This is a genomic window from Rhodosalinus sediminis, assembly GCF_003385555.1.
GTDB lineage: Bacteria > Pseudomonadota > Alphaproteobacteria > Rhodobacterales > Rhodobacteraceae > Rhodosalinus > Rhodosalinus sediminis.
On the sequence record NZ_QOHR01000002.1, the window covers coordinates 269,673 to 290,928 of the forward strand.

Here is a 21,256-nt window from a genome sequence, read left to right on the forward strand (position 1 = left end):
CCGCGCGCGGGCGCGGCCACGGTGACGGCGCGAAATGCGGGAGGGAGCCATGCAGACAATCCGCGCGGCCGTGTGCCACGACTTCGGCGCGCCGCTCGAGATCGAGGAGGTGCGCCTCGCCGCGCCCGGCGCCGGCGAGGTCGAGGTGACGCTGGAGGCGGTGGCGGTCTGCCACTCCGACATCTCCTATGCCGACGGCGCATGGGGCGGGGTGCTGCCGGCGGTCTACGGCCACGAGGCCGCGGGCCGGGTCACCGCGCTCGGCCCGGGCGTCGCGCGCCTGTCGGAGGGCGACCGCGTGGTGGTCACCCTGATCCGGCCCTGCGGGCACTGCCCGGCCTGCGCGTCGAGCCGGCCGACGATCTGCGAGAACCCGCCCGACGGCGCCGAGGGGCCGCTCGCCACCCGCGACGGCGGCGCGCTCTTTCACGCGATGGCCTGCGGCGCCTTCGCCGAGAAGGTCGTCGTGGGCGCCGCGCAGGTCGTCCCGATCCCCGAGGACATGCCCGCCGAGAGCGCCTGCCTTCTGGGCTGCGGCGTGATCACCGGGGTCGGCGCGGCGGTCTACGCCGCCGGCCTCCGCCCCGGGCAGGACGCGGTGGTGATCGGCGCGGGCGGCGTCGGGCTGAACGCGATCCAGGGCGCGCGGCTCGCCGGCGCGCGGCGCATCGTGGCCGTGGACCGCACCGAGGAGAAGCTCGCCGACGCGCGCGCCTTCGGCGCCACCGACACCGTGCTCGCCGACGACGCGGCGCCCTGGCGCGCGGCCAAGGCCGCGCTCGGGCGCGGCGCGGACGCCGCGATCGTCACCGTGGGCGCCGCCGCGGCCTACGAGACGGCGCCGCGCTACCTCGCCCCCGGCGGGCGGGTGGTGATGGTCGGCATGCCGCACTCCGGCGACGCGGCGGGCTACGAGCCCGTCCTCTTCGCCGCCACTGGACAGGGCATGATCGGCTCCAAGATGGGCGACGTGGTGATCGCGCGCGACATCCCGTGGATGATCGACCTCTACGAACAGGGCCGGCTGGAGCTCGACGGGCTCGTCTCGCGCCGCTGGCCCTTCGAGGAGATCAACGCCGCCATCGCCGACACCCGCGCGGGCGGCGCCCGGCGCAACGTGCTCGTCTTCTGACCGCTCCTCCGCCCTCACGGGCGTCCTCGCACCGCCGCGCCAGGGAGAGACCCATGAAACTCGCCGACTGCGACGTGATCGTCACCGCGCCCCCGGCCCCGGGCTGGGGCGGGCGCTACTGGATCCTCGTGAAGCTGACCACCGACACCGGGATCACCGGCTGGGGCGAATGCTACGCCGCCGCCGTCGGCCCCGAGGCGATGACGGCCGTGATCCGCGACGTCTTCGCCCGCCACATGGAGGGCGACTCCCCGGAGAACATCGAGCGCATGTTCCGCCGCGCCTATTCCTCGGGCTTCACCCAGCGCCCCGATCCGACGGTGATGGGCGCCTTCTCGGGGCTCGAGATCGCCTGCTGGGACATCCTCGGCAAGGACCGCGGGCGGCCCGTCTGGGCGCTGCTCGGCGGGCGGATGACCGAGCGGGTGCGCGCCTATTCCTACCTCTACCCGCTCGCGCATCACCGCATGTCGGACTTCTGGACCTCCGCCGAGATGGCCGCCGAAAGCGCCGCGGCGCTCGTCGCGCGCGGCTACACCGCGGTGAAGTTCGACCCCGCCGGCCCCTATACCTTTCACGGCGGGCACCAGCCGGCGATGTGGGACATCTCGCTCTCCATCGCCTTCTGCGAGGCGGTGCGCGAGGCGGTGGGCGACCGCGCCGACCTGCTCTTCGGCACGCACGGGCAGTTCACGACCGAGGGCGCGATCCGCCTCGGGCAGGCGCTGGAGCCCTATGCGCCGCTCTGGTTCGAGGAGCCGATCCCGCCCGACAACCTGCTCGAGTTCCAGCGCGTCCAGCAGGCCGTGCGCATCCCCGTGGCGACCGGCGAGCGGCTGACCACCAAGGCGGAGTTCGCGACCCTCCTGCGCACGGGCGGCGCGCGCATCCTGCAGCCCGCCCTCGGCCGCGCCGGCGGGATCTGGGAGACGAAGAAGATCGCCGCCATGGCCGAGGCCTTCAACGCCGAGATGGCGCCGCATCTCTACGCGGGGCCCGTGGAATGGGCGGCCAACATCCACCTCGCCGTCTCGATCCCGAACCTCCTCGTGGCCGAGACGATCGAGACCGACTTCCATCGCGACCTCATCGGCGGCGCGATCGCCGTGGAGGGCGGCTTCGTCCCCGCGCCGGAGGCCCCCGGCCTCGGCATCGAGGTGGACGAGGCGCTCGCCCGCGCCCATCCCTGGACCGGCACGGGCCTCCACCTCGAGATGCAGGAGGCGCCCTGCAATTACGCCGAGGGCAACACCTTCGCCGGCGGCGCCCCGCCACAGGAGGGCTGAGACGCACTTGATCCCGGCCCGCGCCGGCACATATACTTAAAAAGCTATGTGACCGGAGAGCCCATGGCCGAGATCGACACACCGACCCGCCCCGCGGGGGCCGCCGCGGCGCCCCCCGACGAGATGGCGCAGAACGCCGCCGACGCGGCCGCCTACCTCAAGACCCTCGCGCACGAGGGGCGGCTCATGGTGCTCTGCCACCTCGGCTCGGGCGAGAAATCCGTGGGCGAGCTGGAGGAGCTCCTCGGCATGCGGCAGGCCGCGGTGAGCCAGATGCTGGCCCGCCTGCGCGAGGAAAAGCTCGTCGCGACCCGCCGCGAGGGCAAGACCATCTACTACCGCCTCGCCGACGACGCGACGCGGCAGGTGATCGGCCTCCTCTACAGCGTCTTCTGCCAGCGCCGCGGCTGAGGCCACGCGGGCACCGGGCAAGGACGGCACGCGCGGGCCGCAGCGGGCCGATCCCCGCGCGACCCGCCGACCCGCTCCCGCATCTCCGCGACGCGCCGCGCGTACGAAGCCGGAACCTGCGTGGGCAGCCCCCCCGACCAAAGCGCCGTCCTGCCACGCCGGTCACGCCACCTCCCCCGGAGCACCTTTCGCCCGATCACGCGCCGCCCGCAGAACGCCAAACCGCCCCGACGGCCGCCGCACCGCCCATGGATCGCACCACCCACGCGCCCGCAGCGCACCCCGGTCCCTTCCTCTTGCCGGAAATACCCTCGGGGGGTGAATTGGCCGAAGGCCAAGAGGGGGGCGGACAGCCCCCCTCGCCCCCGGCTGCCGCTCAGGCGCCGACCCGCTCCCAGGGCCTGGTGTAGGCCGAGAGCGCCTGCGCCACCTCGGCCTCCGCCGCGTCGCCCGCGACCTGCGCGACGAGCCCGCGCTTCGGGTCGTCGATCACCTCCTCCACGCGCGCGTCGAGCCCCGCGGCCTCGAGCGCCTGCGTGTAGACCCGCGCGATCGCGCGCTTGCGCAGCTCGGGCTTGAAGACCTTGCCGACGGCGGTCTTGGGCAGCTCGTCGAGCACCTCGACGTGCTTCGGCAGCGCCGCGCGCTCGTGGACATGCACGCGCGCGTGCTCCATCAGCGCCTCCGCGCTGACCTCTCCGCCCTCGACGAGCTCCACATAGACGCAGGGCAGCTCGCCCGCATGCGCGTCGGGCTGGCCGACGGCGCCGGCGAAGGCCACGTCGTGATGAGCGAGCAGCGCCTCCTCGATCTCGGCGGGGTCGATGTTGTGCCCGCCGCGGATGATCACGTCCTTCGCCCGCCCGGTGATCCAGAGATAGCCGTCCGGGTCGAGCCGCCCGAGATCGCCGGTGCGCAGGAAACGCCCGTCGTAGAAGAGATCGCGGTTCTTCTCTGGGTCGGTGTAGGTGCGGCCCGGGTCGACGCCCGGGTTGGCGACGCAGATCTCGCCCACCTCGTCGGTCGCACACTCGACGAGCGCGCCGTCGACCTCGCGCACGATCCTGACCTCGGTGTAGGGGAAGGGGATGCCGACCGAGCCCACCTTCTTCGTGCCCTCCGGCGGGTTGCAGGAGACGAGGCAGGTCGCCTCCGTCAGCCCGTAGCCCTCGACGATGGTGACGTTGGAGACCGCCTCGAACCGGTTGAAGAGCTCGAGCGGCATCGGCGCCGAGCCGGAAAACGCCGTCTTGACCGAGGAGATGTCGGCGTCCACCTCGCGCTGCATCAGCGCCGAGACGGCCGTCGGCACGGTGATCACGAAGGTGATCCCCCAGCGCTCGACGAGCTTCCAGAAGTTGTCGAAGACCCCGTCGCCCCGGTAGCCCGCCGGAGTCGGAAAGACCACATGCGCCCCGCTCGCCACCGCCGACATCAGGATGACGTGGCAGGCGAAGACATGAAAGAGCGGCAGCGGACAGATCGTCGCGTCCTGCTCGGTGAAAAGCAGCCGCTGACCCACCCAGCCATTGTAGATCATGCCGTCGTAGCGGTGCCGCGCGACCTTGGGCGTGCCGGTGGTGCCCCCGGTGTGGAAACAGGCCGCCACCCGGTCGCCGCCCGCATCCTCGAAGCGCAGCCCGTCGCCGGGGTGTTTCGCCATCTCGGCTGCGAAGCTCTTCACGTCCGCGTGGTGCCCGCGCGGCGCCTTCGGCCGGACGACGGGCACGATCCAGCTCTTCGGCGGCGTCAGGTAGCGGTTGAGATCGACCTCGAGGACCGTGTGCACCTGCGGCGCGTGGCGCACCGCCTCGCAGACCTTCTCCGCGACGTCGGTCTTCGGAAAGGCGCGCAGCGTGACCACCACCTTCGCGCCCGTCTCGCGCAGGATGGCGCTGATCTGTTCGGGCTCGAGCAGCGGATTGATCGGACAGACGACGCCCGCCACCATCCCGCCGAGGAACGACACCGTCGCCTCGTTGCAGATCGGCAGGACATAAGCGACCGTGTCCCCCTCGCCCACGCCGAGATCGCGGAAGAGGTTGGCGGCCTGCGCCACCCGGCTCCGCAGCGCGCGCCAGCTGAGCGTCTCGGCCTTGTCCTTCGGCCCCGACAGCAGCTGAAAGCTCACCGCCGGGCGGTCGGGAAACTTGCGTTCCGTCTCCGACAGCAGGCCCCAGACCGTGCGCGGAACGTCCCGCGCTTCCCAGGGCATCTCCGATTCGATGGCATGCTTGTCCGCCAGTGACGCGAAGGCCATTGCGCGCTCCTCCCCTCCCCGACGCCGGGGCGCGGCGCCCGGCAGTTTCCCGAAAATGAGCGCGCAGGCGCCGCCGCGCAAGTGTCGCGCCGTTTCCGGCCCCGATCGGCCCGCCGCCGGCCGCCGGCCCCCGCGGCGCCCCCGTCACGCCCGACGCCACGCGCCACGAGGCCACCACGGCGACAACCATCGCCTCACGCGCCCGCGCCGCACGCAGCCCGCGAAGAGCGGCCCCCGGCCCCATCATCTTGGCTCAAATACTCTCGGGGGGTGAATTGGCCGAAGGCCAAGAGGGGGGCAGACAGCCCCCCTCCCGCGGCGCGGCGACCGCGCCGCGCCTCATGGCGACGCGGCCGACGCACGCCACCTCGGACAGCGCGCCCCGCGCCCGCCGCGCGCTACTCCGCCGCGATGCCGTCGGTGAACTGCAGCCGCGCGAGGCGCGCGTAGAGCCCGTCCTCCGACACGAGCCGGTCGTGCGGCCCCTCGGCGACGATGCGGCCCTGGTCCATGACCACGATCCGGTCGGCCTTCTTCACCGTGGCGAGGCGGTGCGCCACGATGATCGTCGTGCGCCCGCTCCTCAGCCGGTCCACCGCGTGCTGCACCGCGCGCTCCGATTCGGCGTCGAGCGCGCTCGTCGCCTCGTCGAGCAGCAGGACTGGCGCGTCGCGCAGGATGGCGCGGGCGATGGCGATGCGTTGCTTCTGCCCGCCCGAGAGCATCACGCCGCGCTCGCCGACGTAGCTGTCGTAGCCCTCGGGGAGCTTGGCGATGAAGTCGTGCGCCGCGGCGGCCTCGGCGGCGGCCTCCACCTCGGCGTCCGTGGCCTCGGGCCGGCCGAAGCGGATGTTCTCGCGCGCCGTGGCCCCGAAGATCACCGGGTCCTGCGGCACGAGCGCGATGGCCCGCCGGAAGGCGTCGCGCCGCATCGCGTCGATGGGCACCCCGTCGAGGCGAATCCGGCCCGAGGCGGGATCGTAGAAGCGCAGCAGGAGCTGGATGATCGTCGTCTTTCCCGCGCCGGAGGGCCCGACGAGCGCGATCGTCTCGCCCGGCGCCACGCGCAGGGTCACCCCGTCGAGCGCCGGCGCGTCGGGGCGGGCGGGATAGGCGAACTGCACCTCCTCGAAGGCGAGCTCGCCGGCGACCGGATCGGGCAGCGGGCGCGGCGTCTCGGGGTCCTGCACCGCGTCCGTGGCGCGCAGGAGCTCCACGAGCCGCTCGGTCGCGCCGGCGGCGCGCTGCAACTCGCCCCAGATCTCGGAGAGCGCGCCGACCGATCCCGCGACCATGACCGAGTAGATCACGAACTGCACCAGCATGCCCGGCGTCATGCCGCCCGCGCGCACGTCGCGCGCGCCGATCCAGAGGACGCCGACCACCCCGGTGAACACCAGAAAGATCACGATCGCCGTCATCACCGCGCGCGTGTTCACCCGCCGGCGCGCGGCGTCGAAGCTCTGCTCGGTGACGCGGCCGAACTCGGCCTGGCTCAGCGCCTCGTGGGTGAAGGCCTGCACCGTCTGCACCGCGCCCAGCGCCTCGGAGGCGTTGCCCGAGGAGGCGGCGATCCAGTCCTGGTTCTCGCGCGAGAGCTTCCGGAGCCGCCGCCCGAGCACGAGGATCGGAAAGACCACCGCCGGCACGATCAGCAGCACGAGCCCCGTCAGCTTCGGCGAGGTCGCCAGCATCAGCGCGAGCCCGCCGATGAAGATCAGCAGGTTCCGGAGCGCGATCGAGACCGAGGAGCCGATGACCGAGAGGATCAGCGTCGTGTCGGTGGTGATCCGGCTCAGCACCTCGCCGGTCATCAGCCGCTCGTAGAAGGCCGGGCTCATGCCGATCACCCGGTCGAAGAGCGCCTTGCGGATGTCGGCGACGACGCGCTCGCCGAGGCGCGTGACCAGCGCGTAGCGCAGCGCCGAGCCCAACGCGAAGAGCCCCGCGATGCCGAGCGCGGCGGCGAAATACTTGTCGAGGATGGCGCCGTCCTCGACGCCGAAGTTGTCCACCACGCGGCGCACCGCGATCGGCAGGATGAGCGAGACGACCGCCGTCGCCACCAGCATCACGAGCGCCGCGGCGAGCAGCGCGCGATAGGGGCGCATGAACGGCCAGAGCTCGGCGAGGGCCCCGATCCGGCGCGACTTCTCGCGCTCCTGTTCCTGAACTGGCGGGGCCTTGGCCATGCCGTCTCCCTGTCCGCGTCCGACGTTAATGCCACGCGGGGCGCAGGGGTCAACCCGTGGCGGAATGCGGCGGCATGCAGGCGGCTGGAGCGGGTAGACGGAATCGAACCGACATCACCTGCTTGGAAGGCAGGGGCTTTACCATTAAGCTATACCCGCCTGCGCCGCGTGGCTTAGACCGTCGCACGCGGCGCGTCAACGCGGAAGCGATGGCGCCGGGCGGCCGGTCGCGGCTCGGACGATCCGAGGGCAGACGGGTCCGCCACCTTTCCGCGGCCATGGACGCCCTCGCCATGTCGCCGCCGCCGCGCCGGGCCGGGCGGCTCAGGCGCTTGTCCCGCCTCGGAGCGGCGCGCGGCACAGGGCGAGCGCCCCGGCGCGGAGACGCGTTCCGGCGATGGCGCGCAGGCGCCACCCTCGCCCCTTTAGCCCCTCGCTCACCAATCACCTCTCCCCGCAGGCGGCCCTGGGCCGCAGCGCCGAAATGCACCTGACGCGACCGCCCGTCCCCTGCCGGCCCTCGCGCGCGTCAGTCCTCGATGGGCTCGATCAGCTCCGGCCCCTCGGCGCGGTTCGAGTTCACGCGGCGGCTAACCCGGTGGGCCTCGAGCGTGCCGCCGGGCGGCGGCACCATCAGCCGCGCCGCGCCGTGGCCCGCCTCGCCCAGCCAGAGCGGCCAGTCCCCGGGGTCGAGGACGACGGGCATCCGGTGATGGATCGACGCCACGTCCGGCCCGGCCGCGCAGGTCACGATGGCGCAGGTCCGATAGGCCTCGCCGCCGCGCTCCCAGTCCTGCCAGATGCCGGCGAAGACCATGGGCGCGCCGTCGGCCCGGCGCACGAACCACGGAGACCGGGTGCCCTCGGCGTCCTTCGTCCACTCGTAGAAGCCCAGCGCCGGGATCAGGCAGCGCCGTCGGCGCGCGGCCTCGCGGAACGCGGCCTTCTCGGCCACCGTCTCGGCGCGAGCGTTGATCAGGAGCGGGCCGTCCGAGGGCGTCTCGTACCAGTGCGGCAGGAAGCCCCAGCGCATCGCGCCGAGGCGCCGCCCCGCCCCCTCGGCCCGGACCGCGTGGACGGCATTGGTCGGACAGACGTTGTAATTCGGCACAGGGGGCAGGTCGTTCGCGGGCTCGGCCGCGAAGAGGCGCGCCATCGCGTCGGTCGGCAGGGTCACGGCGAAGCGTCCGCACATGGGCCGAGCCTAGCCGCCCCGGGCGGCGCCCGCCAGTGACGCGCACGCCCCGGCTTGACCGGCGCCCGCCCGCGCGGCAGAGGGAGGGCATGCTCATCTACAAGATCCTGCGCGCCGACGAATGGGCCGCGCTCGAGGCCGCGGGCGAGACCGCCGGCGCGCCGATCGACGTCGCCGACGGCTTCGTGCATTTCTCCACCGCCGAACAGGCCGCCGTGACCGCCGCGAAGCACTTCGCGGGCCTCGACGGGCTGAAGATCCTCGCCGTCGAGGCGGAGGCGCTCGGCCCCGCGCTCCGGTGGGAGCCCTCGCGCGGGGGCGCGCTCTTTCCGCATCTCTATGCGCCGCTCCGGCTGTCGGACGTGGTCTGGGCGCGCGACCTGCCGCTCGGGGCGGACGGGACGCACCGCTTCCCGCCGGAGATGACGTGAGCCTCGCCGAGCGCGCGGGCCTCGCGCTCCTGCGCGGGCTCGACCCGGAGCGCGCGCACGACCTCGCGCTCGCCGCGCTGCGCGCCCGGGTGGCGCCGCTGCCCGGCCTCGTCACCACTCCGCGCCTGCGCACCGAGGTCGCGGGGCTCCGCCTGCCCAATCCGGTGGGCCTCGCCGCGGGTTTCGACAAGAACGCCGTCGCGCTCCATCCGCTGGCGCGGGCGGGCTTCGGCTTCGTCGAAGCGGGCGCGGTCACGCCCCGCCCGCAGCCCGGCAACCCGCGCCCGCGGCTCTTCCGGCTGCCGGAGGACGCGGGCGTCATCAACCGCTTCGGCTTCAACAACAACGGCATGGAGGCGGTGGCTGCGCGGCTCGAGGCGCGGCCGCGCGACCTCGTGCTGGGGCTGAACCTCGGCGCGAACAAGGACAGCGCCGACCGCGCCGGCGACTTCGCCGCGGTGCTCGCACGGCTCGGGCCGTGGCTCGACTTCGCCACCGTCAACGTGAGCTCGCCCAACACCGAGAAGCTGCGCGATCTGCAGGGGGCCGAGGCGCTCGCCGCGCTGCTCGCCCGCGTGACGGAGGCGCGCGACGGGCTCGCGCGGCCCCTGCCCCTCTTTCTCAAGATCGCGCCCGATCTCGGCGACGCAGAACTCGCCGACGTGGCCGCCGTCGCGCGGGAGGCGCGCCTCGACGGGATCGTGGCGACCAACACGACGCTCGCGCGCGAGCGCCTGCGCTCCGCGCGCGCGGGCGAGGCGGGCGGGCTCTCGGGCCGGCCGCTCTTCGAGCGCTCCACGCGGGTGCTCGCCCGGCTGGCGGAACTCACCCGGGGCGAGATGGCGCTGATCGGCGTCGGCGGCGTTGCGAGCGCCGAGGACGCCTACGCCAAGATCCGCGCCGGCGCCTCGGCGGTGCAGCTCTACACCGCGCTCGCCTACGAGGGCCTCTCGCTCGGCGCGCGGATCGCCGAGGGGCTCGACGCCCTGCTCGCCCGCGACGGGTTCGAGACCGTGGCCGAGGCGGTGGGAACCGGACGCGCCGCCTGGACGTGATCCCGTGGCGGCGGCCCGCGGCGCTACGCCGGGCCGCGCGCGGCGATGCCGGAGCCGGTCCGACCCGCGCCACTCGGGGGTGCGTGAGATCGCCCCCCTGCGGCCAGGGGTGCCGCGCGCCGCTCCCCACGGACTGGCCCCGGTCGCCATCCGCGGCGCCATCCGACGCACCCGCGCCGCGCGCCCCTAGGCCGCCGCCCGCTCCAGCGCCGGGTAGCGCAGGCCGAGCGTCGCGCCCCGCGCCACGAAGGAGACGAGCAGCGCCGCCCAGAGCCCGTGGTTGCCGAAGGCCGGGACCAGCGCGAGCGCCGCGGCGACATAGACCGCGAAGCTCACCGCCATCATGTTGCGCATGTCCGCGGTGCGCGTCGCGCCGATGAAGATGCCGTCGAGCATCCAGCTCGCCAGCCCCAGAAGCGGCGCGGCGACCATCCACGGCAGGAAGACGCGCGCCTCGGCCCGCACCTCGGGCGCGGTGGCCATCAGGTCGATGATCGCGGGCCCCGCGAGCGCGAAGGCCGCCGCCATGCCGAGCGACGAAAGCCCGCCCCAGAGGCTGGAGACCGCCGCGCCGCGGCGCAGGGTGGCGCGGCTCTTCGCGCCCATCGCCTGCCCGACGATCGCCTCGGCGGCGAAGGCGAAGCCGTCGAGCGCGTAGGCCGTGATCTGCAGGAACTGCATCAGCACCTGATTGGCTGCGAGCGTCACGTCGCCGAAATCCGAGCCGACGAAGAGGAAGGAGACGAAGACCGCCTGCAGGAGGAGCGAGCGGATCAGGATATCGGTGTTCACCACCGCCATCCGGCGCAGCCGCTCGGCGTCGAGGACCCGCGCCCGGTCGCGCCACTCGGGCCGGCCGAAGGCGTCGCGGCAGAGCCAGAGCCCGAGGGCGAGCGCCGACCACTCGGCGAGGAAGGTGGCCGTCGCCACGCCCTCCACCCCCCAGCCGAGGCCGAGCACGAACCACAGGTCCAGGAGGATGTTCACCCCGTTCATCCAGACCTGCAGCACGAGGACGGCGCGCGTGCGCTCCCGCGCGATGAGCCAGCCGGTCAGCCCGTAGATCGCGATCGCCGCCGGCGCGCTCCAGACGCGGATGCCGAGATAGCCGCGCGCAAGGCCCTCGACCTCCGCGCTCGCCGGCGCGAGGCGGAAGGCGGCCCAGAAGATCGGCAGCTGCAACAGGATCAGGGCAGCGCCCGCGCCGAAGCCGATCAGCAGCACGCGCGTCAGGAGCGCGGCGACCTCGCCCCCGTCGCCCGCGCCCTCGGCCTGCGCGGCGAGGCCGGTGGTCCCCATGCGCAGGAAGCCGAAGACCCAGTAGACGGCGGTGATGATGATCGCGCCGAGGCCCACGGCCCCGATCGGCGCGGCCTCGCCCATCTGCCCGACGACGCCGGTGTCTACCGCGCCGAGGAGCGGGATCGTCGCGTTCGAGACGACGATGGGCACCGCGATGCGCAGCACCCTGGCGTGACTGACCGCGCGCGGCCCGGGCGCCTCAGCCGCCATCGCGCGGCGGCATCAGGAAATGCCCGGTCGCCTGCGCGAAGAGGCGCGACCGGTTGTCCTGCCACGCCTCGACGTGCACGCTCGAGTAGCGCCGGCCGGAGCGGTTGACCCGCGCCCGTGCGTAGGCGTCGCGCGGCAGGCCGGAGCGCAGGTAGTCCACGGTGAAATCGATGGTCTTGGGCAGCCGCGGCAACTCGCCCGCGGCGAGGCGGTCGGGGTCGAGCGCGCCCGCTTCGATGTCGGGCCAGAGCATCTGCCAGCTGAGTTCGATGATCGCCGTCGTCTCGAGGAAGGCCGCCGTGACGCCGCCGTGCAGCGCGGGGAGCCTCGGGTTGCCGATCAGCTTGTCGTCGAAGGGCAGAACGGCGGTGAGCTCGTCGCCGCGACGCTCGAAGCCGATGCCGAGATACTGGATGTAGGGCACCCCGCCCGAGAGCGCGGCGAGCGCGGCGTCGCGGCGCTGCTTGACGACCTGAACCGGTTCCGGGCGCGCGGGGCTCATGTTACGCCCTCCACGGTGAAGGCCCCCGTGGCCGTGGCCACGGGCCGCGCGTCGTCGTCGTCCCAGGCGGTGGCGCGCACGAAGGCCACCGTGCGCGTCAGCCGGTAGCAGGTCGCCGTGGTGCGCACGCTCTGCCCCGGCGTCGCGGGGCGCATGTAGTCGATCCGCAGGTCGAGCGTCGCCGTCGTGCCGGGCGAGGCCGGGTGGCTCATCACCGCGGCGCCGCAGCAGGTGTCCATCAGCGCCGAGACCGCGCCGCCGTGGATCACGCCGGTCTCCGGGTCGCCGACGAATCGCGCGTCCCACGGCATCCGCATGGAGGCCTCGCCGTCCCCGAGATGCGTGAAGGCCATGCCCAGCGCCTTCACGTGGGGAATCGACTCGGTGAAGTGGCGCGCCATCTCGGCCTTGTCGGGGGTCATGCGCTGTCGGTCCTCACGGCTTCGTCACCGTTGTCGCGTGCCGCATGGGCGAGCGCAAGGCCGCGCCCCGCTTGCCCGCGCGGCCATGCGCCCCTAGGTCGCACGGCAGGAGGACGCGGATGGCCGAGACTCGCCTCTCGTTCAAGGAGATGTGCGCGCGCTTCGATGTGACGCCGCGCACCCTGCGCTATTACGAGTATATCGAGCTTCTTCAGCCCGAGCGCGTCGGGCGGCAGCGGTTCTACGGGCCGCGCGAACTCGCCCGGATGACGCTGATCCTGCGCGGGCGGCGCTACGGCTTCCAGCTCGAGGACATCCGGCAGTGGCTCCTGATCTACGAGAAGGACGGCACCGACGCGCAGATGCGCACCTTCGTGGAGGCGGCCGACGCGCAGCTCGACGAGCTCGCCCGGCAGAAGGCCCAGATCGAGGAGGCGATGGCGGAGCTGCGGCGCATGCGCGAAGAGACTCGCGCCACCCTCGCGGACGGCGCCGGGCGCCGCACCGGCTGACCGCGCTCCGTCCGGAAAAAATGCGCCTCGGCGGGATGTTATCCGGTTTCTCGCAGGGCTCCCGCCGCGTCATTTCGTTGCGTCCGACTCCCTCGTCGCGACGCAAAATATCCGGCCGATCAAAATGACGCGGCGTCTTGGTTACGTAAACTTTCGATCCTGTTGTATCCGCTAGAGCGAACCCGCATGTCCCCGGCGTCACGCTGCGACAGACGAGGACCAAGAACATGACCGCAGAGAACGCAGGCGCCGAGACCCAGACCGACGCGACCATGACCATCCGCGAGATGTGCGACGCCTTCGGCGTCACGCCCCGCACGCTCCGCTTCTACGAGTCCAAGGAGCTCATCTTCCCGATCCGCGACGGTCAGAAGCGGCTCTTCACCCGCCGCGACCGCGCGCGGCTCAAGCTGATCCTGCGCGGCAAGCGCTTCGGCTTCAGCCTCGAGGAAATCCGCCAGCTGCTCGACCTCTACGACGAGGACGACCAGCAGCGCACGCAGATCATGCGCGCCCACGAGCTTGCGCAGACGCGCCTCGCCGAGATGGAGCGCGAGCGCGCCGAACTCGACGACGCGATCACCGAACTGCGCGAGCAGATCGCATGGGGCGAGCAGATGCTGGATTCGATGAACCGAACCGCGGCCGAATAGGGCCGCGGCACACCAAGGGAGTGAGCGATGCCGATCTACGACGCCCCCACCCGCGACATGCAGTTCGTGCTGCATGACGTGCTCGCGGTCTCCGAGGCCGGAATTCCCGGCTACGAGGAGCTGGACCGCGAGACGACGGCCGCGATCCTCGGGGAGGCGGCCAGGCTGTCGGAGAACGTGCTCGCTCCTCTCAACCCGGTGGGCGACGCGCAGGGCTGCACGCTGGAGAACGGCGTGGTGCGCACGCCCGAGGGCTTCCGCGACGCCTACGAACAGATGCGCGCGGGCGGCTGGATGAGCCTCGACGCCGACCCCGAGTACGGCGGCCAGGGCATGCCCTACCTGATCGGCTCGGCGGTGGGCGAGATGTTCGTCTCCGCCAACATGGCCTTCAACATGTATCAGGGCCTGACCCACGGCGCCTATTCCGCGATCCACGCCCACGGCTCGGAGGAGCAGAAGCGCACCTACCTCCCCAACCTCGTGGACGGCATCTGGTCGGGGACCATGAACCTGACCGAGCCGCACTGCGGCACGGACCTCGGGCTGATCCGTACCAAGGCGGAGCCGGCCGACGACGGCAGCTACCGGATCACCGGGCAGAAGATCTGGATCTCGGCCGGCGAGCACGATCTTTCCGAGAACATCATCCACCTCGTGCTCGCCAAGGTGCCGGGCGGCGGCGAGGGCACGAAAGGCATCTCGCTCTTCATCGTGCCGAAGTTCCTCGTGAACGCGGACGGAAGCCTCGGCGAACGCAACGCCGTCACCTGCGGCGGGCTCGAGTCCAAGATGGGCATCCACGGCAACGCCACCTGCGTGATGAACTACGACGGCGCGACCGGCTACCTCGTGGGCGAGCTGCACAAGGGCATGCGCGCGATGTTCACCATGATGAACGAGGCGCGCATCGGCGTCGGCCTGCAGGGCTACGCGCAGGGCGAAGTCGCCTATCAGAACGCGCGCGCCTTCGCGCAGGACCGGCTGCAGGGGCGCGACGTGACAGGCCCGGCCAACCCCGACGGCCCCGCCGACCCGATCATCGTGCACCCCGACGTGCGGCGGAACCTCCTTCAACAGAAGAGCTTCGTCGAGGGCGCGCGCGCCTTCACCTTCTGGGGCGCGCAGATGATCGACCGCGCCGAGCGCGCGGGCGACGCCGAGGCGGACGCGATGATTTCGCTGCTGACGCCGGTCATCAAGGGCTTCCTGACCGACAAGGGCTTCGAGACGACGGTGCTCGCCCAGCAGACGCTCGGCGGCTCGGGCTTCGTGAAGGAATGGGGCCTCGAGCAGTTCGTGCGCGATTCACGGATCACGATGATCTACGAGGGCACGAACGGCATCCAGTCGCTCGACCTCGTGGGCCGCAAGCTCGGCCAGGACGGCGGCAAGGCGATCATGGCCTTCTTCGAGATGGTCAAGGCCTTCAACAAGGAACACGAAGGCGCGGACGAAGCCTTCGACCGCGATTTCCTCGAACCGCTCAAGCAGGCCTCCAAGGACCTGCAGTCGGCGGGCATGTTCTTCATGCAGCAGGGCATGAAAAACCCGCAGGCGGCGCTCTCGGGCAGCTACGACTTCATGCACCTCTTCGGGCACGTCTGCCTCGGCTTCATGTGGGCGAAGATGGGGCTCGCCGCGAAGGCGGCGCTCGCCGAGGGGCGCGGCGACCCGGCCTTCATGGAGGCCAAGCTCGCCACCGGGCGCTACTACATGGCGCGCCAGCTGCCGGCGACGGGCATGCACCTCGCGCGGATCGGCAGCGGCGCGGCGCCGGTGATGGAGCTGGACGCGGCGCAGTTCTGACGTAGGGTGCAGGTGGAGCTCGCACGCGACGACGGCACGGAGGGAGGAGCCATGCCGAAACGCTTCCGCACGACCCGGCGCTTTCAGGTCGCGATGACCGAGGACGGCTATCGCCGCCTGCGCCGCTTCGCGCAGGAGGCCGGGCTCGACGAGGGCGAGGCGCTGTCGTTTCTCTTCGAGCACTTCGACAGCGTCACCGACGACGAGGCGCTCGGCCACCGGCTGCGCCTCTTCAACGCGGAGCTCGACGCGCGCAAACGATAAGCCGACAAAAAGGTTTCAAGGGGAGGAGAAACCGCGATGCCATCGGCCTGGATGACCGAAGAGCACCAGATGCTCGCCGACATGACCCGGCGCTTCATCGAGGAGACCTGGGTCCAGCACTACGACCGCTGGCGCCGACAGGGCGAGATGGACCGCGAGACCTGGACGCAGGCCGGCGAGCTCGGCCTGCTCTGCCCCTCGATCCCCGAGGCCTACGGTGGCGCGGGTGGCGATTTCGGCCACGAGGCGGTGATCCTGATGGAGGGCTCGCGCGCCAACCTCGCCTCCTGGGGCCACGGCATCCACTCCGGCATCGTCGCGCACTACATCCTCGCCTACGGCACCGAGGAACAGAAGATGCGCTGGCTGCCGAAGATGGTCAGCGGCGAGATGGTCGGCGCGCTCGCCATGACCGAGCCGTCGGCTGGCTCGGACGTGCAGAACATCAGGACGCGCGCCGTGCGCGACGGCAACGTCTACCGCGTGAGCGGGCAAAAGACCTTCATCACCAACGGCCAGCACGCCGACCTGATCGTGGTCGCGGCCAAGACCGACCCGTCCGAGGGCGCGAAGGGCACCTCGCTCGTCGTGGTCGAGACCGAGGGCGCCGAGGGCTTCTCCCGCGGCCGCAACCTCGAGAAGATCGGCGCGCACGCCGCCGACACCTCCGAGCTCTTCTTCGACGCGGTGCCGGTGCCGCCCGAGAACATCCTCGGCGGCCGGGAGGGGCGCGGCTTCTACCAGATGATGGAGCAGCTCCCCCAGGAACGCCTCATCATCGGCTGCGGCGCGGTGGGCGCCATGGAGGGCGCGGTCGCGCGCACGAACGCCTACTGCAAGGAGCGCAAGGCCTTCGGCGGCCCGCTCATGCAGTTCCAGAACACGCGCTTCAAGCTGGCCGAGTGCCTGACCAAGACCAAGGTCGCCCGCGCCTTCCTCGACGACTGCATCGCCGCGCATCTCGAGGGGGCGCTCACCGTCGAGACGGCGGCGATGGCGAAATACTGGCTGACGGACACGCAGGGCGAAGTGCTCGACGAGTGCGTGCAACTCCACGGCGGCTACGGCTTCATGCAGGAATATGCGGTCGCCGAGATGTGGGCCGACGCGCGGGTGCAGCGCATCTACGGCGGCACCAACGAGATCATGAAGGAACTCATCGCGCGCAGCTTCGCGGGGGAGACATGACCCCGTCGGCGGTGCAGGCGGCGCCGTGGGCAGTGGGGGCTTCGCGCCCCCACACCCCCGCGGGATATTTGAGCCAAGAAGAAGGAGCCGGACCGCACATCGAGCCCATGTTTCGCGCTCGGGCCGCACTCGGTCCGCTCCGCCGCCCGCGGTGCGTGCGCACCGGGCGAGCGGCGGAGCTTCTCCTTGGGCGGTCATCGGCTTCCCAGCCTGTACCGCAGGAAGACGATACCCCGGAGAGGGTTAACGAACCGTGGACGCCGACGCGTCCCCTGCTTCTTCTTGGACAAAAATATCCCACGGGGGTGCGGGGGTGTGAAACCCCCGCATCGCGCCGTCAGACAGGGAGCGCGCCGTGACCATCGAGCTCCACTGCTTCGGCGAGAGCGGCAACGCTTACAAGGCCGCGCTGCCGCTCGAGCTTTCGGGCCTCGCGTGGCGGCCGGTGAAGGTGGACTTCTTCGGCGGCGCCACGCGGTCGGAGGCGTATCGCGCGCTCAACCCGATGGGAGAGGCGCCGGTGATGGTGGACGGGGACGACGTGCTCACGCAGTCCGGCGCGATCCAGGATTACGTCTCGGAGAAATCGGGGATGTTCGGCGGGCGCGACGCGCGGGAGCGCCGCGAGATCCTGCGCTGGGTGCTCTGGGACAACCACAAGCTCTCGAGCCAGGCGGGCATGACGCGGTTTCTTATGAATTTCCTGCCCGAAGAAAAGCGCCCGACCGAGGTGATCGCCTTCATGCAGGGACGGCTCAAGGCCGCCTACGCGGTGCTCGACCGGCATCTCGAGAGCCGCGACTGGATCGTGGGCGACGGGCCGACGAACGCCGATTTCTCGTGCTGCGGCTATCTCTACTATCCCGAACCCTTCGGGTTCGCGCGGGCCGACTGGCCCGCGATCGACGCCTGGCTCGCGCGGCTCGCGGCGCTGCCGGGCTGGAAACACCCTTACGACCTGATTCCCGGCCGCCCCTCGGACCGGGCCTGAACGGAGGCAGACGATGACCGACGCCTATATCTTCGACGCCGTGCGCACGCCGCGGGGCAAGGGCCGTTCCGACGGCGGCCTGCACGAGGTGACCGCGGTGCGGCTTTCGACCACGGCGCTCGACGCCCTCAAGGACCGCAACGGGCTCGAGGGGCACGCCGTGGAGGACGTGATCTGGGGCAACGTCACGCAGGTGGGCGAGCAGGGCGCCTGCCTCGCGCGGACGGCGGTGCTCGCCTCCGGGCTCGATCAGTCGATCCCGGGCGTGTCAATCAATCGGTTCTGCGCCTCGGGGCTCGAGGCGGTGAACATGGCCGCCAATCAGGTGCGCGGCGGCGCGGGCGGGGGCTACATCGCCGGCGGCGTGGAGAGCATGAGCCGCGTGCCCATGGGCTCGGACGGGGGTGCGATCGCGGCGGACCCCTCGGTGGCGATGGACATGTATTTCGTCCCCCAGGGCATCGGCGCGGACATCATCGCCACCGAATACGGCTTCACCCGCGACGAGGCCGACGCGCTCGCCGTCGAGAGCCAGCGCCGCGCCAAGGCCGCCTGGGACGACGCGCGCTTCGCGAAGTCGATCGTGCCGGTGCGCGACGTGAACGGGCTGACGATCCTCGACCGGGACGAGCACATGCGCCCCGAGACGGACATGCAGAGCCTGGGCGCCCTCAAGCCCTCCTTCAAGGAGCAGGGCGAGGCGATGCCGGGCTTCGACAAGGTGGCGATGCTGAAGTATCCGCATCTGGAGCGGGTCGAGCACATCCACCATGCCGGCAACTCCTCCGGCATCGTGGACGGCGCGGCGGCCGTGCTGATCGGCTCGAAGGAGTGGGGCGAGGCGCGCGGGCTCACGCCGCGCGCGCGCATCCGCGCCACCGCCAAGATCGGCACCGATCCCACGATCATGCTGACCGGCCCCGTGCCGGTGACGCGCAAGATCCTGCGCGAGAGCGGGATGGAGATCGGCGACATCGACCTCTTCGAGGTGAACGAGGCCTTCGCGGCCGTCGTCATGCGCTTCATGCAGGCCTTCGACGTGGACCCCGGCCGCGTCAACGTGAACGGCGGCGCCATCGCCATGGGGCATCCGCTGGGCGCCACCGGCGCGATGATCCTCGGCACGCTCCTCGACGAGATGGAGCGCACGGACCGCGAGACCGGCCTCGCCACGCTCTGCATCGGATCGGGCATGGGCGCGGCGACCATTCTGGAACGCGTGTGAGGGCGAGAGAGATGACCGAATTCACGATGGACAAGGGCGCCGACGGCGTCGCGGTGATCACCTGGGACGTGCCGGGGCGGTCGATGAACGTGCTCAGCTTCGAGGCGCTGGAGGAACTCGACCGGCTGATCGACGACGCGCTGGCCGACGACGCGGTGAAGGGCGTCGTGATCACCTCCGGAAAGAAGGACTTCGCCGGGGGCATGGACCTCAAGGTGCTGGCGCGGATGCGCGACGCGGCGGGCGACGACCCGGCGCAGGGGCTCTTCGACGGCATCATGCGGATGCATCAGGCCTTGCGGAAGATCGAGCGCGCCGGGATGGACCCCAAGACGCTGAAGGGCGGCAAGCCGATCGCCGCCGCCCTGCCCGGCACGGCCGTGGGCATCGGGCTGGAGATCCCGCTCGCCACGCACCGCATCTTCGCCGCCGACAACCCCAAGGCGAAGATCGGCCTGCCCGAGATCAAGGTCGGCATCTTCCCCGGCGCGGGCGGGACGACGCGGCTCGTGCGCAAGCTCGGCGCGATGGCGGCCTCGCCCTATCTCCTCGAGGGCAAGACGGTCGATCCGGCGAAGGCGAAATCCGCCGGTATCATCGACGCGGTGGCCGACAATCCGCTCGCCGCGGCGAAGGAGTGGGTGCTGGGCGCGGGCGACGCCGATATCGTCAAGCCCTGGGACGCGAAGGGCTACAAGATGCCGGGCGGCACGCCCTATCACCCCTCGGGCTTCATGACCTTCGTCGGCGCCTCAACCATGGTGAACGCACAGACCCATGGCGCCTTCCCGGCGGCGAAGGCGCTCTTGTCGGCGGTCTACGAAGGCGCGCTCGTGCCCTTCGACACGGCGCTCCGGATCGAAGCGCGGTGGTTCACGCATATCCTGATGAACCCCTCCTCGGCGGCGATGATCCGCTCGCTCTTCGTCAACAAGGAGGCGCTCGAGAAGGGCGCGAACCGCCCCGAGGCGCCGGACCAGCGGGTGCGGAAGCTGGGCGTCCTCGGCGCGGGCATGATGGGGGCCGGCATCGCGCTCGTCTCGGCGCAGGCGGGCATCGAGGTCGTGCTCATCGACCGCGATCAATCTGCCGCCGACAAGGGCAAGGCCTATACCGAAAGCTATCTCGAGAAGGGGCAGAAGCGCGGCAAGACCACGCCGGAGACGGCGGCCGAGACGCTCGCGCGGATCACGCCCACCACCGATTACGCGGCCCTTCAGGGCTGCGATCTGGTGATCGAGGCGGTCTTCGAGGACCCGAAGATCAAGGCCGAGGTGACGCGAGCGGCAGAGGCGCATCTGCCCGAGGACGCGATCTTCGCCACCAACACCTCGACGCTTCCGATCAGCGATCTGGCCAAGGCGAGCGCCCGGCCGGAGCAGTTCATCGGCATCCACTTCTTCTCGCCGGTCGAGAAGATGCTCCTCGTCGAGATCATCAAGGGCCGCGAGACGGGCGACCGCGCGGTGGCCAAGGCGCTCGACTATGTGCGCCAGATCCGCAAGACGCCGATCGCGGTGAACGACGCGCGCTTCTTCTACGCCAACCGCTGCATCATCCCCTACATCAACGAGGGGATTCGCATGGTCGGCGAAGGCGTGACGCCCGCGCTGATCGAGAACGCGGCGCGCCAGCTCGGCTTTCCCGTGGGGCCGCTGCAACTTGTGGACGAAACCTCGATCGACCTCGGCGTGAAGATCGCCAAGGCGACCCGCGCGGCCATGGGCGAGAGCTATCCGGACGACGCGGTGGACGAGGTGCTCTTCTGGATGGCCGACGAGGGCCGGCTCGGGCGCAAGGCCAACGCCGGCTTCTACGCCTACGACGAGAGCGGCAAGCGCACCGGCCTCTGGGAGGGGCTCGCGGCGCAGTATCCGCCGGCCGAGGCGCAGCCGGAACTCACGGAGGTGCAGCACCGGCTGATGTTCGCGCAGGTGCTCGAAGCGGTGCGCGCGCTCGAGGAGGGCGTGCTCGAGGACATCCGCGAGGGCGACGTGGGCGCGATCCTCGGCTGGGGCTTCGCGCCGTGGTCGGGCGGGCCCTTCGGCTGGCTCGACATGCTGGGCGCGGCGCGCGCGGCCGAGCTCTGCGACGCGCTCTCGGCGACCCACGGCCCGCGCTTCGACTGCCCGGCGCTCCTGCGCGAGATGGCCGACAAGGGCGAAAGCTTCTACGGCCGCTTCGGCGTCGAGGCCGAGGCCGCCTGAGACCGGCCG

General features: G+C 71.6%; 19 protein-coding genes and 1 tRNA gene. 13 read left to right on the forward strand and 7 right to left on the reverse strand.

Annotated features, from left to right (window positions below):
• The first annotated feature begins 49 nt into the window (after window positions 1-49).
• The 3 genes from DRV84_RS03140 (at window position 50) to DRV84_RS03150 (ending at window position 2,829) form a co-directional block, all read left to right on the forward strand.
• Complete coding sequence (locus DRV84_RS03140; protein ID WP_115978400.1) at window positions 50-1,132, forward strand: Zn-dependent alcohol dehydrogenase; 1,083 nt, start codon at window positions 50-52, stop codon at window positions 1,130-1,132.
• A 53-nt stretch (window positions 1,133-1,185) separates the two neighbouring features.
• The gene (locus DRV84_RS03145) at window positions 1,186-2,418 is read left to right on the forward strand and encodes a mandelate racemase/muconate lactonizing enzyme family protein (RefSeq protein ID WP_115978401.1); all 1,233 of its coding nucleotides are present in this window, start codon (window positions 1,186-1,188) and stop codon (window positions 2,416-2,418) included.
• 123 nt (window positions 2,419-2,541) lie between these two features.
• Complete coding sequence (locus DRV84_RS03150; protein WP_115978484.1) at window positions 2,542-2,829, forward strand: ArsR/SmtB family transcription factor; 288 nt, start codon at window positions 2,542-2,544, stop codon at window positions 2,827-2,829.
• Window positions 2,830-3,205: 376 nt separating this feature from the next.
• On the opposite strand, the gene DRV84_RS03155 is transcribed toward DRV84_RS03150, so the two are convergent.
• The 4 genes from DRV84_RS03155 to DRV84_RS03170 all read right to left on the reverse strand — a co-directional run bounded on the left by DRV84_RS03155 (window position 3,206) and on the right by DRV84_RS03170 (window position 8,476).
• Window positions 3,206-5,089 carry an acyl-CoA synthetase gene (locus DRV84_RS03155; protein WP_115978402.1) on the reverse strand — a complete coding sequence of 628 codons (1,884 nt, stop codon included), beginning with the start codon at window positions 5,087-5,089 and terminating at the stop codon, window positions 3,206-3,208.
• A gap of 398 nt (window positions 5,090-5,487) precedes the next feature.
• Window positions 5,488-7,281 (reverse strand): ABC transporter transmembrane domain-containing protein, encoded by a 1,794-nt coding sequence (locus DRV84_RS03160; protein ID WP_115978403.1) that lies wholly within the window; start codon window positions 7,279-7,281, stop codon window positions 5,488-5,490.
• An 85-nt stretch (window positions 7,282-7,366) separates the two neighbouring features.
• Window positions 7,367-7,440 (reverse strand) — tRNA-Gly (locus tag DRV84_RS03165).
• 370 nt (window positions 7,441-7,810) lie between these two features.
• Entirely contained in the window at window positions 7,811-8,476 is a 666-nt protein-coding gene (locus tag DRV84_RS03170) for an SOS response-associated peptidase (protein WP_115978404.1), read from the reverse strand.
• A gap of 89 nt (window positions 8,477-8,565) precedes the next feature.
• On the opposite strand from DRV84_RS03170, the gene DRV84_RS03175 reads away from it, so the two are divergent.
• Window positions 8,566-8,907, forward strand: coding sequence for a DUF952 domain-containing protein (locus DRV84_RS03175; protein ID WP_115978405.1), 342 nt, complete (start codon window positions 8,566-8,568; stop codon window positions 8,905-8,907).
• Window positions 8,904-9,962 carry a quinone-dependent dihydroorotate dehydrogenase gene (locus tag DRV84_RS03180; RefSeq protein ID WP_115978406.1) on the forward strand — a complete coding sequence of 353 codons (1,059 nt, stop codon included), beginning with the start codon at window positions 8,904-8,906 and terminating at the stop codon, window positions 9,960-9,962. The genes DRV84_RS03175 and DRV84_RS03180 overlap by 4 nt, the downstream gene beginning before the upstream one ends.
• Before the next feature lie 186 nt (window positions 9,963-10,148).
• On the opposite strand, the gene DRV84_RS03185 is transcribed toward DRV84_RS03180, so the two are convergent.
• From DRV84_RS03185 to DRV84_RS03195, 3 genes are read right to left on the reverse strand one after another with little or no spacing between them, the layout of a single operon-like run.
• On the reverse strand, window positions 10,149-11,474 hold the full coding sequence (locus DRV84_RS03185; protein WP_115978407.1) for an MATE family efflux transporter: 1,326 nt from the start codon (window positions 11,472-11,474) through the stop codon (window positions 10,149-10,151).
• Complete coding sequence (locus tag DRV84_RS03190) at window positions 11,464-11,976, reverse strand: PaaI family thioesterase (RefSeq protein ID WP_115978408.1); 513 nt, start codon at window positions 11,974-11,976, stop codon at window positions 11,464-11,466. Before DRV84_RS03190 ends, DRV84_RS03185 begins: the two co-directional genes overlap by 11 nt.
• A complete protein-coding gene (locus DRV84_RS03195; protein ID WP_115978409.1) occupies window positions 11,973-12,398 on the reverse strand; it encodes a PaaI family thioesterase in 426 nt (141 codons plus the stop codon). The genes DRV84_RS03190 and DRV84_RS03195 overlap by 4 nt, the downstream gene beginning before the upstream one ends.
• Before the next feature lie 119 nt (window positions 12,399-12,517).
• Here DRV84_RS03195 and DRV84_RS03200 point away from each other — a divergent pair, with 119 nt between their 5' ends.
• The 8 genes from DRV84_RS03200 to DRV84_RS03235 all read left to right on the forward strand — a co-directional run bounded on the left by DRV84_RS03200 (window position 12,518) and on the right by DRV84_RS03235 (window position 21,247).
• Window positions 12,518-12,910 carry a MerR family transcriptional regulator gene (locus DRV84_RS03200; RefSeq protein ID WP_115978410.1) on the forward strand — a complete coding sequence of 131 codons (393 nt, stop codon included), beginning with the start codon at window positions 12,518-12,520 and terminating at the stop codon, window positions 12,908-12,910.
• A gap of 227 nt (window positions 12,911-13,137) precedes the next feature.
• Window positions 13,138-13,563, forward strand: a complete 426-nt coding sequence (locus tag DRV84_RS03205; protein WP_192881389.1) for a MerR family transcriptional regulator — start codon at window positions 13,138-13,140, stop codon at window positions 13,561-13,563.
• Between the two features lie 27 nt (window positions 13,564-13,590).
• The gene (locus tag DRV84_RS03210) at window positions 13,591-15,372 is read left to right on the forward strand and encodes an acyl-CoA dehydrogenase C-terminal domain-containing protein (RefSeq protein WP_115978411.1); all 1,782 of its coding nucleotides are present in this window, start codon (window positions 13,591-13,593) and stop codon (window positions 15,370-15,372) included.
• Between the two features lie 51 nt (window positions 15,373-15,423).
• The gene (locus DRV84_RS03215) at window positions 15,424-15,636 is read left to right on the forward strand and encodes a hypothetical protein (RefSeq protein ID WP_115978412.1); all 213 of its coding nucleotides are present in this window, start codon (window positions 15,424-15,426) and stop codon (window positions 15,634-15,636) included.
• Window positions 15,637-15,672: 36 nt separating this feature from the next.
• Window positions 15,673-16,824, forward strand: a complete 1,152-nt coding sequence (locus tag DRV84_RS03220; RefSeq protein ID WP_115978413.1) for an acyl-CoA dehydrogenase family protein — start codon at window positions 15,673-15,675, stop codon at window positions 16,822-16,824.
• A 355-nt stretch (window positions 16,825-17,179) separates the two neighbouring features.
• Window positions 17,180-17,815 carry a glutathione S-transferase family protein gene (locus DRV84_RS03225; protein WP_115978414.1) on the forward strand — a complete coding sequence of 212 codons (636 nt, stop codon included), beginning with the start codon at window positions 17,180-17,182 and terminating at the stop codon, window positions 17,813-17,815.
• A gap of 13 nt (window positions 17,816-17,828) precedes the next feature.
• Window positions 17,829-19,040 (forward strand): acetyl-CoA C-acetyltransferase, encoded by a 1,212-nt coding sequence (locus DRV84_RS03230; protein ID WP_115978415.1) that lies wholly within the window; start codon window positions 17,829-17,831, stop codon window positions 19,038-19,040.
• Between the two features lie 11 nt (window positions 19,041-19,051).
• On the forward strand, window positions 19,052-21,247 hold the full coding sequence (locus DRV84_RS03235; RefSeq protein WP_115978416.1) for a 3-hydroxyacyl-CoA dehydrogenase NAD-binding domain-containing protein: 2,196 nt from the start codon (window positions 19,052-19,054) through the stop codon (window positions 21,245-21,247).
• The last annotated feature ends 9 nt before the right edge of the window (window positions 21,248-21,256 follow it).